This is a genomic window from Rouxiella chamberiensis, assembly GCF_026967475.1.
In the GTDB taxonomy this organism is placed as follows: Bacteria; Pseudomonadota; Gammaproteobacteria; order Enterobacterales; family Enterobacteriaceae; genus Rouxiella; species Rouxiella chamberiensis.
In genome coordinates this window covers 571420-585092 of sequence record NZ_CP114058.1, presented here as the reverse complement: position 1 = coordinate 585092, position 13673 = coordinate 571420, and the positions used below count along the sequence as shown (strand labels likewise).

Annotated in this window: 9 protein-coding genes and 3 pseudogenes; 11 read left to right on the top strand and 1 reads right to left on the bottom strand. The window is 53.4% G+C overall.

Features of this window, described 5'->3' with window-relative positions; all coding sequences use genetic code 11:
• Window positions 1-7: 7 nt before the first annotated feature.
• The 8 genes and pseudogenes from O1V66_RS02825 to yejF all read left to right on the top strand — a co-directional run bounded on the left by O1V66_RS02825 (window position 8) and on the right by yejF (window position 8957).
• On the top strand, window positions 8-148 hold the full coding sequence (locus O1V66_RS02825; RefSeq protein ID WP_160292249.1) for a hypothetical protein: 141 nt from the start codon (window positions 8-10) through the stop codon (window positions 146-148).
• Window positions 149-239: 91 nt separating this feature from the next.
• Entirely contained in the window at window positions 240-1214 is a 975-nt protein-coding gene (locus O1V66_RS02820) for a CobW family GTP-binding protein (protein ID WP_045047261.1), read from the top strand.
• Window positions 1215-1273: 59 nt separating this feature from the next.
• Window positions 1274-1975 carry a phosphatase PAP2 family protein gene (locus O1V66_RS02815; protein WP_045047262.1) on the top strand — a complete coding sequence of 234 codons (702 nt, stop codon included), beginning with the start codon at window positions 1274-1276 and terminating at the stop codon, window positions 1973-1975.
• 576 nt (window positions 1976-2551) lie between these two features.
• Window positions 2552-3172 carry a bifunctional murein DD-endopeptidase/murein LD-carboxypeptidase gene (gene mepS, locus O1V66_RS02810; protein WP_045047263.1) on the top strand — a complete coding sequence of 207 codons (621 nt, stop codon included), beginning with the start codon at window positions 2552-2554 and terminating at the stop codon, window positions 3170-3172.
• A 234-nt stretch (window positions 3173-3406) separates the two neighbouring features.
• Window positions 3407-5215, top strand: a complete 1809-nt coding sequence (locus O1V66_RS02805) for an extracellular solute-binding protein (RefSeq protein WP_045047264.1) — start codon at window positions 3407-3409, stop codon at window positions 5213-5215.
• A 10-nt stretch (window positions 5216-5225) separates the two neighbouring features.
• A pseudogene (locus O1V66_RS02800) lies at window positions 5226-6319 on the top strand (microcin C ABC transporter permease YejB).
• Entirely contained in the window at window positions 6319-7341 is a 1023-nt protein-coding gene (locus O1V66_RS02795) for an ABC transporter permease (protein WP_045047266.1), read from the top strand. The pseudogene O1V66_RS02800 and the gene O1V66_RS02795 overlap by 1 nt, the downstream one beginning before the upstream one ends.
• Before the next feature lie 11 nt (window positions 7342-7352).
• Window positions 7353-8957, top strand: a complete 1605-nt coding sequence (gene yejF / locus O1V66_RS02790; protein WP_045047267.1) for a microcin C ABC transporter ATP-binding protein YejF — start codon at window positions 7353-7355, stop codon at window positions 8955-8957.
• 19 nt (window positions 8958-8976) lie between these two features.
• On the opposite strand, the pseudogene O1V66_RS02785 reads toward yejF, so the two are convergent.
• Window positions 8977-9328: pseudogene (locus O1V66_RS02785) on the bottom strand (YejG family protein).
• Window positions 9329-9984: 656 nt separating this feature from the next.
• Between O1V66_RS02785 and O1V66_RS02780 the strand changes: the two are divergent.
• The 3 genes and pseudogenes from O1V66_RS02780 to O1V66_RS02770 all read left to right on the top strand — a co-directional run bounded on the left by O1V66_RS02780 (window position 9985) and on the right by O1V66_RS02770 (window position 13669).
• Complete coding sequence (locus tag O1V66_RS02780) at window positions 9985-10602, top strand: sorbitol dehydrogenase family protein (protein WP_045047269.1); 618 nt, start codon at window positions 9985-9987, stop codon at window positions 10600-10602.
• Window positions 10602-12254 (top strand): annotated as a pseudogene (locus O1V66_RS02775) (GMC family oxidoreductase). Before O1V66_RS02780 ends, O1V66_RS02775 begins: the two are co-directional and overlap by 1 nt.
• The gene (locus O1V66_RS02770; RefSeq protein WP_045047271.1) at window positions 12251-13669 is read left to right on the top strand and encodes a cytochrome c; all 1419 of its coding nucleotides are present in this window, start codon (window positions 12251-12253) and stop codon (window positions 13667-13669) included. Before O1V66_RS02775 ends, O1V66_RS02770 begins: the two are co-directional and overlap by 4 nt.
• Window positions 13670-13673 lie beyond the last annotated feature (4 nt).

The following is a 13673-nucleotide window of genomic DNA, read 5'->3' as shown; positions in this document are numbered from 1 at the left end:
GTATACCATGCAAGACGTTGGGCGCACCTGGTTCAGCGGTTTTGGCCGGACCAAAAGGTCGGATTTGCGATCCTTCTCGCCGATTTTGGCGATAAAGAGCGATTACTGGAATACGTCACGTATTTCACTAGATTTTCTGGTGGCGTAACGGCATCTTATTAGCGAAAATTTTACTTATCATCAGGATGACATTGCCCGGCGAGGGTCGAATGCCGTTTTAGCGACAGCAAGGAAAAAGCATGACACAAACCAATCTGATCACCGGTTTTCTCGGCAGCGGAAAAACCACCACCATTCGCCATCTGCTGAGTCAGAAACCGGAAAACGAAAAATGGGCGGTGCTGGTGAATGAATTCGGCGAAGTGGGCATCGACGGGGCGCTGCTTGCCGACTCGGGAGCCGTACTAAAGGAGATCCCTGGCGGCTGCATGTGTTGTGTCAACGGGTTGCCGATGCAGGTCGGGTTGAACATGCTGCTGCAACAGGCCAAGCCGGACCGATTGCTGATTGAGCCGACCGGTCTTGGTCATCCTAAACAGATTCTGGCGTTGCTGAACTCGGAAGTGTATCGCTCCTGGCTGACGCTCAATGCCTCGCTCTGCCTGCTGGATGCCCGTCAACTCGCCGATCCGCGCGTTGTGGCCAACGAAAACTTCCGCGACCAGCTTGCCGCCGCAGATATCGTGATCGTCAATAAAATAGATGCCTATAATGAAGACGACAAAAACAGATTGGCGGAATGGCGCGCTGCACAGGATGCCAGTTTACGTATCGAACAGGTTGAACACGGGCAGATTGATTGTGCCCTGCTGAATGAACCGCGCAAGAATCAACGCGAATTGCCGGACGGTAAGCATCATCATGCGCATGGCGCGAAACAGGGTCTGGCGGCGTTGAGTTTGCCGGGGCATCAACGGTGGCGTCGAGCATTGAATGAAGCCGGTGAATATTCCAGTTGCGGCTGGATTTTCGATGCCGATACGCAGTTCGATACCGCCGGTTTTCTCGACTGGGCGCGGCTGGCTCCGGTTGACCGAGTCAAAGCGGTGATACGTATAAAGGAAGGGACACTTCGAGTGAACCGTCAGGGCGACGACTTGCATATCGAAACCCTGCCTTCTGCGCCGGTTGATAGTCGACTCGAGCTAATTTCGCGCAGTAACAGTGACTGGAATGCCCTGCAAGCACAACTGTTGAAGATTCGTTTAACTTAGCGGGCTTACCGTATTCGGCAATTTGACTATCTCCCATTTCTTTATATAGGTTTGAATCTATGCTTCGCCGCAATCTTCCCGCGATACTGCTGCTCAACGTGCTCGGCATTGCGCTGTTTTTATCGTATTTCCTGCCCGCTCACCACGGTTTTTGGGCACCTATCGATGCGTCGGTGTTTTTCTACTTCAATCGTCACCTCGTGACCAATGAAACATTCTTGCACGTGGTCGCGATTACCAACAACCGCGCATTCGACCTGTGCTCGCTGGTGGCGATGGGCCTGCTCTATCTCTCCTATTATCTCAAGAGAGAGAGTCACGGCCGTCGTGAAATGATTATTATCGGCGTGGTGATGCTGCTGAGCGCCGTGGTGCTGAATCAGCTGGGCCACCTGCTGCCGGAATCCCACAAGAGCCCGTCTCTGAGCTTCCCGCATGTCAATCGTGTAAGCGAATTGACCGGTATTCCGACAAAAGACTCCTCGGGTGACAGCTTCCCGGGCGACCACGGTATGATGCTGATGGTGTTTACGGTCTTTATGCTGCGCTACCTAGGCAAACGCGCCTTTGCCATTGCCCTGCTGATTACGGTTATCTTCTCGATGCCGCGTCTGATGATTGGCGCGCACTGGTTTACGGATATTATGGTCGGCTCGCTTTCGGTCGTACTGGTAGGAGCAAGCTGGTTGCTGATGACCCCCGCGAGCGACAAAGTGGTCGGTTGGCTCGACAGAAAACTGCCGAAAATATCGAGTAAGTGAATTTCCTTCAATAAAAAATTCTTTTTGACAATATCGTTTTTAATTATGGCTCGAACAACATTTCCCTGTTTTCGAGCCATTTTATTTTGCTCGATTGTAAATAGGACAAACGGAAAAAATGCTCGCAACCCGCATTCTGCTGCGCTTTTAGGCCAAATAAGCACAAATCTCAATCAACCTTTTTTACATGAGTAGTTACACTGACTTACATCATTATTTCTTATTAAAAAAACGTTAAAACCTCTCGCATTCCCCTAATCATTACGGTAATCTCGACCTCGTTGCACAGAAATGTGGCATTAATGGCTTGATTCCAATAAAAAGTGTGTGGTACTACACAATTTCCTGGCTAAGCCTTTGCTCAAGCTGATTGCGACAGGTAGTCTCGCTTGGTTTCGGCACTCAACCCTGCCCAAAATAGTTAATTTTCAGAGCCCGGCAGCAATGAGTGATTCCCAAAAAACTTTTTTCAGAAGAGTTGTTTTGGATGAACGTACAGCGCAATGCCCCCTGAGGTTTAACTATGCAAGGCAAAACGATTTATATCGTTAAGGACAGCAAGGGAATATAACATCAATGGTCAAGTCTCAACCGTTTCTGAGATATTTATGGCGGGCGATACCCGCGATTGGCGCGGCAATCCTTCTCTCCGCATGTAGTGGTACACATTCTTCGAACACAGAAAGCGCACAAACTGAGATGCATGCAGTTAAGGACAAAAACGGTCTTTTACTTCAAGCCTCTCAGGATGAATTCGAAGCAATGGTTCGCAACGTCGATATTAAATCCAAAATCATGGATCAATATGCAGACTGGAAAGGCGTTCGTTATCGGTTAGGCGGCGACAGCAAGCGTGGTATTGATTGCTCGGCCTTCGTACAGTTAACATTCCGCGAACAATTTGGCCTGAACCTGCCCCGCTCGACCTACGAGCAGGAAGATACAGGCAGAAAGATCCAGCGTAACAAGCTGCGTCCCGGTGATTTAGTGTTGTTCGGTGCAGGCTCGACAGGGCGTCACGTAGGCATCTATCTGGGTAACGATCAGTTCGTCCATGCTTCTACCAGCAATGGCGTGATGATTTCGAACCTGACGGAAAGCTACTGGACCAAACGCTATCGTGAAGGTAGACGCGTACTCTCCGGCTCACATGCCAGCAGCAGTACCGGGAGTCTGGCGACTGCCATGCTGCAATAGCAGCGAAATCGGCGTCACCTCTTGCTGTCCAAGCCAAGCGAATAAAAAAGGACCCTTTATACAGGGTCTTTTTTTATTTCCCGCTATCGCCATCAAATTCTTTCCCTTCTCCCGTCCGCACTTTGAAACTCTCCCTTGACGGTAGTACAACACCTAAAATGGTTATTTAAAGATATTCAATCTATTATTGAGTCATTCAGCATCGGCGGCATGTAGACAGGAGTGGTTTCCAGGATGTTTCTTCGCGTAATGACAGCTCTGTTACTGTCGCTTTCCGGATTCTTCGTCCATGCCGAATCCATTGAAGACGGCTACGCCTTCGCCATTCTTGGTGAACCGAAATATATTTCCAACTTTACCCATTTCGATTATGTGAATCCTGCTGCGCCCAAAGGTGGCAGTATCACGCTTTCGGCCATTGGGACTTTCGACAACTTCAACCGCTACGCCTCGCGCGGCAATGCGGCGATCCGCAGTGATACCCTTTATGACAGCCTGTTTACGCCTTCAAGCGACGAAATCGGTAGTTATTATCCTTTGATTGCCGATTCGGCGCGCTACGACAGCGATTTCAAATGGGTTGAGGTCGAAATAAACCCTCACGCCGTCTTTCAGGATGGCAGCCCGATTACCGCCAACGACGTCGCCTTTACTTTTCAGAAATTCATGACCGAAGGCGTGCCACAGTTTCGCGTGGTCTATAAAGGCGTTGTGGTGAAAGCCATTTCACGGCTGACGGTACGTTTCGAATTCCCGACCCCCAGCAAAGAGCAGATGCTCGGGTTGCTGGGCCTGCCGGTTATTCCGCAAAAGTTCTGGGAAAAGCACAAGTTCAATCAACCGCTTTCAACGCCACCTCTGGGCAGCGGGCCTTATCGCATCAGCGATTACAAGCTGGGCCAATATGTGACCTACTCCCGAATCACCCACTACTGGGCCGCCAATCTGCCGGTAAACCGCGGGCGCTTTAATTTCGACACCATTCGTTATGACTATTATCTGGATGACAATGTCGCACTCGAGGCTTTCAAATCCGGCGCTTTTGACTTTCGCATGGAGCCGTCGCCAAAAAACTGGGCGACGCAGTATCAGGGCAGCAATTTCAGCCGCCACCTGATAGTCAGGCAGGACGACGTGAACAAGGCCGCGCAGGATACGCGCTGGTTGGCATTTAATATTCAACGGCCGATTTTCAAGGATAGACGCGTCAGGGAAGCGCTGACGCTGGCTTTCGATTTCGACTGGATGAACAAGGCGCTGTATTACGGTGCCTACCGCCGCGCAGACAGCTATTTCCAGAATACCGACTATGCGGCCAGCAAATATCCCGATGCCGCCGAACTCGCCTGGCTCGCGCCGTTAAAAGGCAAGGTGCCGGACGAAGTCTTCAGTGAGCTCTACCAGCCGCCGCGCACCAACGGCAGCGGCAACGACCGTGCCAATCTCCTCAAGGCAACCCGCTTACTGAAAGAGGCGGGTTGGACAATCAACAATCAGAAACTCGTCAACCAGCAAACCGGCAAGCCCTTCGCTTTCGAGCTGCTGCTGCCAAGTGGCGGCAACGCGCAGTACGTGCTGCCTTTTCAGCACAACTTGCAGCGGCTCGGCATCGACATGAGTATTCGTCAGGTAGATAACTCACAATTTATCAGCCGCTTACGCAGCCGAGACTACGATATGATCCCGACCGTTTACCGGGCGGTGCCTTACCCCGGCACCGATTTGCAGATTATGTGGAATTCGAAATACCTCAATTCGACCTACAACACGCCGGGCGTCAGCGATCCGGCCATCGATCAGCTCACCAACCAGATCGTGGCGCATCAGGGCCAGCCTGAAGCGCTGCTGTCGCTGGGCCATGCGCTAGACCGCGTGCTCACCTGGCACCGCTACATGATCCCGATGTGGTACTCCAATCGCGACCGCTATGCCTACTGGGATAAATTCTCGATGCCTGCCGTGCGACCGCCCTTCTCGCTCGAACTGGACACCTGGTGGTATGACATGAACAAGGCTGCGCGCCTGCAAGCGGCCAGAAAGTGAGGAGACGACCGTGACTGCCTATCTGTTTCGCCGCCTTCTGCTGGTTATCCCTACGCTTTGGGCAATTATCACCCTCAACTTTTTTATTGTGCAGATTGCCCCCGGCGGGCCTGTCGATCAGGCTATTGCCGCCATCGAGATGGGTCAGAGCAGCGGACTGCCGGGCGGCAATAGCGGCAGCGGGACCGGCCACGCCAGCGCCGGACTGGGTCAGGTTGGAGACAGCCAGTATCGCGGCTCGCGCGGCCTTGACCCCGAGGTAATTGCCGAAATTACCCATCGTTTCGGTTTCGACAAGCCGCTGCACGAGCGCTATTTCACCCTGCTTTGGCAATACGCCCGCTTCGATTTCGGCGATAGCCTGTTTCAGGGCGCATCGGTAATGCAACTGATAAAAGCCAGCCTGCCGGTTTCCGTCAGTCTGGGTTTGTGGAGCACGCTGATTATCTATCTGGTGTCGATACCGCTCGGGATCCGCAAGGCGGTGAAAAACGGCAGCGCTTTCGACACCTGGAGCAGTTCGGTTATCATCATCGGCTATGCCGTGCCGTCGTTTCTGTTCGCCATTCTGCTGATAGTCTTCTTTACCGGCGGCAATTATCTGGACTGGTTCCCCCTGCGTGGGCTGACTTCGGCCAATTTCGACTCTCTGCCGTGGTACGGCAAGATAACGGATTATCTGTGGCATATTACGCTACCCGTTCTGGCGACGGTAATTGGTGGCTTCGCGACGCTGACCATGTTGACCAAAAACTCGTTTCTCGACGAAGTGCAGAAGCAGTATGTGGTAACCGCGCGCGCCAAAGGACTGGACGAGAAAAAATCCTCTATCGGCATGTGTTTCGCAACGCCATGCTGCTGGTCATTGCCGGATTTCCGGCCACCTTTATCAGCATGTTCTTTACTGGTTCACTGTTGATTGAAGTCATGTTTTCCCTGCACGGTCTCGGCCTGCTGGGTTACGACGCCACCCTGCAACGCGACTTTCCGGTGATGTTCGGTACGCTCTACATCTTTACCCTGATTGGTTTGCTGCTTAATATCGTCAGCGACATTACCTATACGCTGGTTGACCCGCGCATTGACTTCGAGGGCCGACACTGATGCCGCTCAATCCCGTCAATCAGGCGCGATGGGCGCGTTTTCGCAGTAATCGTCGCGGTTTCTGGTCGCTGTGGATATTTTTGGTCCTGCTGATTCTGGCGCTGCTTTCCAACGTGCTGGCCAACGAGAAACCGCTGCTGGTGCGTTATCAGGGGCATCTCTATGTGCCGTTCATGACAAACTACAGTGAATCGACGTTTGGCGGCGAATTGCAAACCGCTACCGATTACCAGGACCCTTTTGTGGTCAACCAGCTGGAAACGCATGGCTGGGTGATATGGGCACCGCTTCGGCAGAGTTACAACGCGATCAACTTTTCGACCTCTCGGCCGTTTCCCTCACCGCCTTCACGGCAGAACCTGCTCGGCACCGACAGCAACGGGCACGACGTGCTGGCCGAAATACTCTATGGCCTGCGTATCTCGCTGCTGTTCGGGCTGATGCTGACGTTGATGTCATCTCTCATCGGCATCGTGATAGGTGCGACCCAGGGTTATTACGGCGGCAGGGTCGACCTGTGGGGTCAGCGCTTTATTGAAGTATGGTCCGGCATGCCCACGCTCTTTCTGATCATCATGCTGTCTAGCGTGGTCCAGCCAAATTTCTGGTGGCTGCTGCTGATTACCGTGCTCTCGGGCTGGATGGTGCTGGTCGGCGTGGTCAGGGCCGAATTTCTGCGCACCCGCAATTTTGACTACATTCGCGCGGCGCAGGCGATGGGCGTCGGCGATGGCACCATTATGCTGCGCCACATGTTGCCCAACGCGATGGTAGCGACCCTGACCTATCTGCCGTTTATTCTCTGCGGCTCGATAACCACCCTCGCCTCGCTGGATTTTCTTGGCTTTGGTCTTCCCATCGGATCCCCTTCGCTCGGCTCGCTGCTCCTTGAAGGCAAGAACAATATTCAGGCACCGTGGCTCGGTATCAGCGCATTCGTGGTGCTCGCGATGTTACTGTCACTGCTGATTTTTATCGGCGAAGCGGTGCGCGATGCCTTTGACCCCAGCCAGACACGTTAGGAAGCCATGCCATGACCCCTTCGCCACTGCTCAGTATCGAACATCTGGATATCGCTTTCCGCCAGCAAGGGGCGTTGTCTACCGTTGTGCATGACCTTTCCCTGCAGATTTCACCGGGCGAGACGCTGGCGCTGGTCGGCGAATCCGGTTCGGGCAAGAGCGTCACGGCGCTGTCGGTGCTGCGGCTGCTGCGTTCGCAGTCGGTTGTCTATCCACGCGGCGACATTCTCTTTGAGGGGCAGAGTCTGCTGCACGCCAGCGAGCCTGCGCTGCGTAAAATCCGTGGCGATCGCATTGCGATGATTTTTCAGGAACCCATGGTGTCGCTCAACCCGCTGCATACTCTCGAAAAACAGCTGGCAGAAGTGTTGGCGTTGCATCGGGGCATGCGGCGCGAGGCGGCGCGGGGCGAAATCATCAGTTGTCTCGACCGGGTAGGCATTGCCCAGGCGGCGTCGCGCCTTGGTGATTTCCCGCATCAACTCTCCGGTGGCGAGCGGCAGCGGGTCATGATTGCCATGGCTATTCTGACGCAGCCCAAACTGCTGATTGCCGATGAACCGACAACGGCGCTCGATGTCTCCGTGCAGGCGCAAATACTGGCGCTGTTGCAGGAGCTGAAAGACGAGCTGGGCATGGCGATGCTGTTTATCACCCATAACCTGCGCATCGTACGCGCCATTGCCGATAATGTGGCGGTCATGAAAGCAGGGCGTTGTGTCGAGTTCAATCGGCGGGAAGCGCTGTTCACCGCACCGCAACACGCGTATACCCGCCAGCTGCTGCTGGCCGAACCGCGGGGAAATCCGCGGCCGGTAAAAGCCGACAGCCCCGTCTTGCTGCGCGTTGAAAATCTCGCCGTGGGTTTTCCGGTGCGTCGCGGCCTGCTGCGCCGTACCGTCAGCATTAAACAGGCGCTACAGCCTCTGAGTTTTACCCTGCGGCGTGGCGAAAGTCTCGGGCTGGTGGGCGAATCAGGGTCCGGGAAAAGCACCACGGGGCTTGCACTGCTACGTCTGCTGCGCTCGGAAGGTTCAATCGAATTCGACGGCCAGCCGCTGCACCAATTTTCCCGCCGTGAAATGCTGCCTTTTCGCAGCAGGATTCAGGTGGTGTTTCAGGACCCCTATTCCGCGCTTAATCCACGACTTAACGTGATGCAGATTATTGCCGAAGGTCTCAAGGTGCATAAAAAACTGAACGAAAAGCAGCGCGAAGAACAGGTCATCAAGGCGATGGAGGAAGTGGGGCTGGATCCCCTGACCCGACATCGCTATCCCACCGAGTTTTCGGGCGGTCAGCGCCAACGCATCGCTATCGCCCGCGCCCTTATCCTGCAACCGGAACTGGTTATTCTTGACGAGCCGACGTCTTCTCTCGATAAATCGGTACAGGCGCAGATCCTCGACATTCTGCATCGTTTACAGCAGCGTCACGGCCTGTCCTATCTGTTTATCAGCCATGATTTACAGGTGGTGCGCAGCCTTTGTCATCAGTTGATTGTGTTGCAAGGCGGTAAAGTGGTCGAGCAGGGAGAGTGTGAAACGCTTTTCACGCGGCCTGAACAGGCTTACACGCGAAAATTGCTGGCATTGGCGGAAGGCAACAACGGTTAGCGTGATTAGCCAACCGTCATCAGAAAGGATAGATAGCGGAAACGGAAACCGATTCGGCAATGGCCGTGCCGATATTCTTGAGGCGACACATGGTTGCGCTTTCGTCGTCACGTTTGACGAACCAGGCAAAGCTCGCCGTCACATTCGACGATGCTGCTCTCAACCTGAATTTCCCGCAGCGAAAGATTCAGACTTTGCAGGACCTGCCGCGCGGTATCACCTTCCGGGCTGAGCAGCTTCAGACCAATCAGGTTGCTGTCCTCTTCATCGGCAGGCAGCGGAATGGCTTCCACCTTGATGCCCGCCAGTCCGGAAGACCAGCGATAGCTCAGTGGTAATCGATGTATCACGGAAAAATGATTGCTGTTCACAGTACACCCCAGAAAAATCCAACATAAATTTTACAAATTCGCAACGCATGAACCAAGTTATAACTCAGTTCTGCTCTTTTTGCCTGATAAATAGCTTAAGAACAACTAATATTTTACAAGCCATTAACCATTTAAGTACAGATACGGTGAGTTATGTCGTTTTTTTGACCGCTTAGCCGCAAATTTGGGATCCCGATCTCACTTCGGCTCATTTGTAACCCTTTCAGAGTCATTTCTCAACCAATTTCATGCATAGCCGTTACCTTTTAGATGCCTTAATGCTACAAAAAATAAACAACACGCCTGTGAAAAAAAATTTATATCTCTAATAATCATAACGTTATAACTGAAACATTTGGTTAATATAAAATGAACCATAAGGTTCGTAACATTTTGGACATTTCGCCTTTTATGGACTACCCCGCGTTATAAATTTGTTAACCCAGACCAAAATGAAAACAGAATGTTATTTTTTTAGCACGATTTGTTAGCGCATTTTTACATTTCTGCGATTATCATCCCCACCGTTTTTACTGACTTACCCTATTCATGAAGCAAAGGCTTTCTGTAAGCGCTTCGTTTCTCAGTAACTTCAAAACAATAATAAAAACATATAGCGAGCCACTGGCTTACTCCCCGATCAAAAGAGAGTTGAGATGGACAACAATCGTTCACTTTTTAACGAAAACATCCGTGAAAATGGTACCGGTTTCAGTCGCCGTGACATGCTGAAAGGCGTGGGTTCGGCGATGGTGGCGGCGACCTTGCTCGGATTTCCGTTTTTAACCCAGGCTGAAAAAGATACCGCGACGGGCGACCCCGTGATATTTACCCAGTTTTTTCAGGTTTCCAAGGCTATCACTGAACATCAGGATCTCAGTCCGGGCATGTCTGCGCGCATATTCAATGCCTTTTATCAAGGTAGCCCGCAGTTCCCCGCCCAGGTTTCCAAACTGTTTGCCCTGTTGAAACCCGGCCTGCGAGCGAAAGATTTTCAAAATGCCGCACGTCAGAACGAGCTTGGCGATATCCTGACCGCCATCATTACCGGCTGGTATACAGGTACGGTTAAAAATGGTACCGATACCATTTTGATTGCCTATAAAGATGCGCTGATGTATCGCCCGGTTAGCGATGGGCTGATTGTGCCCACCTATTGCGGCAATGGACCTCTGTGGTTCACCGCCCCTCCTCCGGCTGCCCCGATGCCGGACTCCATGAAAGAAGAGCGCTTGAAAGCGACGCCAGACAGTGTAAAAACGAGCAAAGCCTAATGAAAAAACCCCTTTTTACCGCAGACGGCGACGTCTCGGCCGATGTGATTGTTGTTGGTTCAGGAATTGTTGGCGGCATGATTGCCGATCAAATGGTGAGTCTGGGCCACTCCGTATTGGTACTGGAAGCCGGTTTGCGCATTGAGCGCGCGCAGGCCGTTGAAAACTGGCGTAATATGCCGTTTGCCAATCGTGCCGGTTCAGATTTTCAGGGGCTGTATCCTCAGTCGGAGCTGGCGCCTGCCCCGCTCTACTTCCCGAAAAACAACTACGTGAACCTGACCGGTCCAAGCGCCAGCAGTTTCCAGCAGGGTTATCTGCGTACAGTGGGTGGAACCACCTGGCACTGGGCGGCCTCGTGCTGGCGTCATCTGCCCAACGATTTCAAGATGAAGACGCTCTACGGCGTCGGACGTGACTGGCCAATTTCCTATGAAGAGCTGGAGCCTTACTATTGCCGCGCCGAAGATGAAATTGGTGTGGCCGGTCCCAGTGATCCCGAATTGCAATCGCCTTCCGAGCGCAGCAAGCCCTACCCGATGGAACAGGTGCCCTATGCCTATGGCGATACCCGTTTTGCCGAAGTGGTCAACCCGCATGGCTTCAAGTCGGTGCCGATTCCCCAGGGCCGCAGCACCCGTCCGTGGCAGGGCCGCCCGACCTGCTGTGGCAACAACAACTGTCAGCCAATCTGTCCTATCGGCGCGATGTATAACGGTATTGCCCACGTGGAACGCGCCGAAAACAAAGGTGCCGTGGTGCTTGCCGAGTCTGTGGTTTACAAGATTGATACCGATGAAAACAATCGCGTAACCGCCGTACATTGGCTGGACAACAAAAAGCAGTCGCACAAAGCCACGGGCAAAGTATTTGCGCTGGCCTGTAACGGCATTGAAACCCCCGTCTGCTGCTGATGGCCGCCAATGAAAAAATCCGACCGGCATTGCCAATTCGTCGGATCACGTGGGTCGCAACATGATGGACCACTCGGGTTTCCACTGTACCTTCATTGCTTCGGAACCGCTGTGGATAGGTCGCGGCCCCGCGCAAAGCAGCTGTCTGGTCGGACCGCGAGACGGCGAGTTCCGCAGTCAGTACTCGGCCAACAAGATGATAGTCAACAACATCAGTCAGGTGATCCCCGCCACCAACAAGGCTTTGGAAATGGGGCTGGTCGGAGAAGAACTGGATAACGAGATCCGCCGTCGCTCGATTTATGGCGTGGATCTTTCTATCAGCCTCGAGCCGCTGCCGGATCCGGACAACCGCCTGACGCTCAGTAAAACCCGCAAGGATCCACACGGCCTGCCGTGCCCGGACATTCACTACGACGTGGGAGATTATGTCCGCGAAGGTGCAGTGGCCGCACATAAGCAGCTGGAATATATCGGTAAACTGTTTATGGCCGAAGATTTCAACATCACCACCAATCTGAATGCCAACAACCACATCATGGGGGCACCATCATGGGCAATGATCCTGCCGATTCGGTGGTCAATGGCGACTGTCGTACCCATGACCATGAAAACCTGTGGTTACCGGGCGGCGGGGCAATTCCGTCCTCGAGCGTGGTGAACAGTACCCTCACGATGGCCGCGCTGGCGCTGAAAGCTGCGGATGACATGGCAAAGTCTCTGGCAGGTCAAGCATGAAAAAAATAGTGAGTGTAGCGCTGCTGGGCTTGGTGTTGAGCGGTTTCTCCATGCTGGCCACGGCACAAGAGAGCCAGTTGGACCTCATCGCCAGGGGAAAACTGGTCGCCACGGCGGCCGACTGTCAGGCCTGTCATACCAATCCTGAAGGAGGACGGGCATTTGCCGGTGACTATCCCATCCATTCACCGATGGGCACTATCTATACCACCAACATCACGCCATCGAAGCAGTTTGGTATCGGCAATTATACGTTGCAGCAATTCAGTCGTGCCGTGCGTGAAGGGGTGCGTCCCGACGGCGCGAACCTCTATCCGGCCATGCCGTATACCTCCTACAGCCACATGAGCGATGAAGATGTTCAGGCCATGTATGCTTATTTCCAGCTGGGCGTAAAACCGGTCGAGCAGCCAACCAAGCAGACGGCGCTGCCCTTCCCGTTCAATATGCGCATCGCAATGGCAGGCTGGAACATGATGTATCTCGACAACTCGGCGTTCAAACCGGATCCGACCCGAAGCGACGAATGGAACCGCGGTGCCTATCTGGTTAACGGCGCGGGTCACTGTGATACCTGCCACACGCCGCGAAATCTGATGATGGGGTCGGAAACGAGTAAACCTCTGGCGGGCGGAATGGTAGGACCCTGGTATGCGCCCAATATCAGTTCCGATCCGGTCAGCGGTATTGGTAACTGGTCGCAGGCACAATTGGTCGAATACATGAAAACCGGTCGGACCTCAGGCAAGAATCAGGCGGCCGGTCCGATGGCGGAAGCGGTGCAGAACAGCCTGCAATATCTGCCGGATTCAGATCTTGAAGCTATCGCCTTCTACCTGAAAAACGCCCCTGCGGTGCGTGATCCGGCAGACGTTCAGGCGGCAGACAGCTTTGGATCCAGGCAGGTGAATGTCGAAGAAGGTCTACGTGGTGCGCATCCGTCGAATGCCAATCACACCATTACCGGCGGCGCTGCCCTGTTTAGCGGTTATTGCGCAAGTTGTCATCAGCCAGACGGTGGCGGCAGCAAAAATCAGGCTTATCCATCGCTTTATAACAATACTGCGACCGGCCTGACCAATGCCTCCAATCTGATTTCAACCATGCTTTATGGAGTGGACCGCCAGGTGGGCAACGAGCACGTATTGATGCCGAAGTTTGGTGAAGGCTCCTATGTCGCCCAGCTGACGGATCAACAGATTGCCGACATCTCCAACTATGTGCTGAGCAATTTTGGTAACCCTCAGGTTCAGGTCGCTCCGCTGGATGTTGCAGTATTACGGGCGGGCGGTCCGGTTACCCTGCTGGCCAAACTCCAGCCGTATATGGCACCGGCGATGGTGATCGGCATTGTCGTGGTGCTGGCGCTGATTTTCTGGTTGATAAGAAGGCGTCGTACGCGTCACCGCCAATAACAGC

Excerpts from the sequence above, each read along its gene's own strand:
- O1V66_RS02780 (WP_045047269.1), top strand. The coding sequence starts at position 9,985 with ATGGACAACAATCGTTCACTTTTTAACGAAAACATCCGTGAAAATGGT.
- O1V66_RS02795 (WP_045047266.1), top strand. The coding sequence starts at position 6,319 with ATGCCGCTCAATCCCGTCAATCAGGCGCGATGGGCGCGTTTTCGCAGT.
- O1V66_RS02770 (WP_045047271.1), top strand. The coding sequence starts at position 12,251 with ATGAAAAAAATAGTGAGTGTAGCGCTGCTGGGCTTGGTGTTGAGCGGT.
- O1V66_RS02805 (WP_045047264.1), top strand. The coding sequence starts at position 3,407 with ATGTTTCTTCGCGTAATGACAGCTCTGTTACTGTCGCTTTCCGGATTC.
- O1V66_RS02815 (WP_045047262.1), top strand. The coding sequence starts at position 1,274 with ATGCTTCGCCGCAATCTTCCCGCGATACTGCTGCTCAACGTGCTCGGC.
- yejF (WP_045047267.1), top strand. The coding sequence starts at position 7,353 with ATGACCCCTTCGCCACTGCTCAGTATCGAACATCTGGATATCGCTTTC.
- O1V66_RS02825 (WP_160292249.1), top strand. The coding sequence starts at position 8 with ATGCAAGACGTTGGGCGCACCTGGTTCAGCGGTTTTGGCCGGACCAAA.
- mepS (WP_045047263.1), top strand. The coding sequence starts at position 2,552 with ATGGTCAAGTCTCAACCGTTTCTGAGATATTTATGGCGGGCGATACCC.
- O1V66_RS02820 (WP_045047261.1), top strand. The coding sequence starts at position 240 with ATGACACAAACCAATCTGATCACCGGTTTTCTCGGCAGCGGAAAAACC.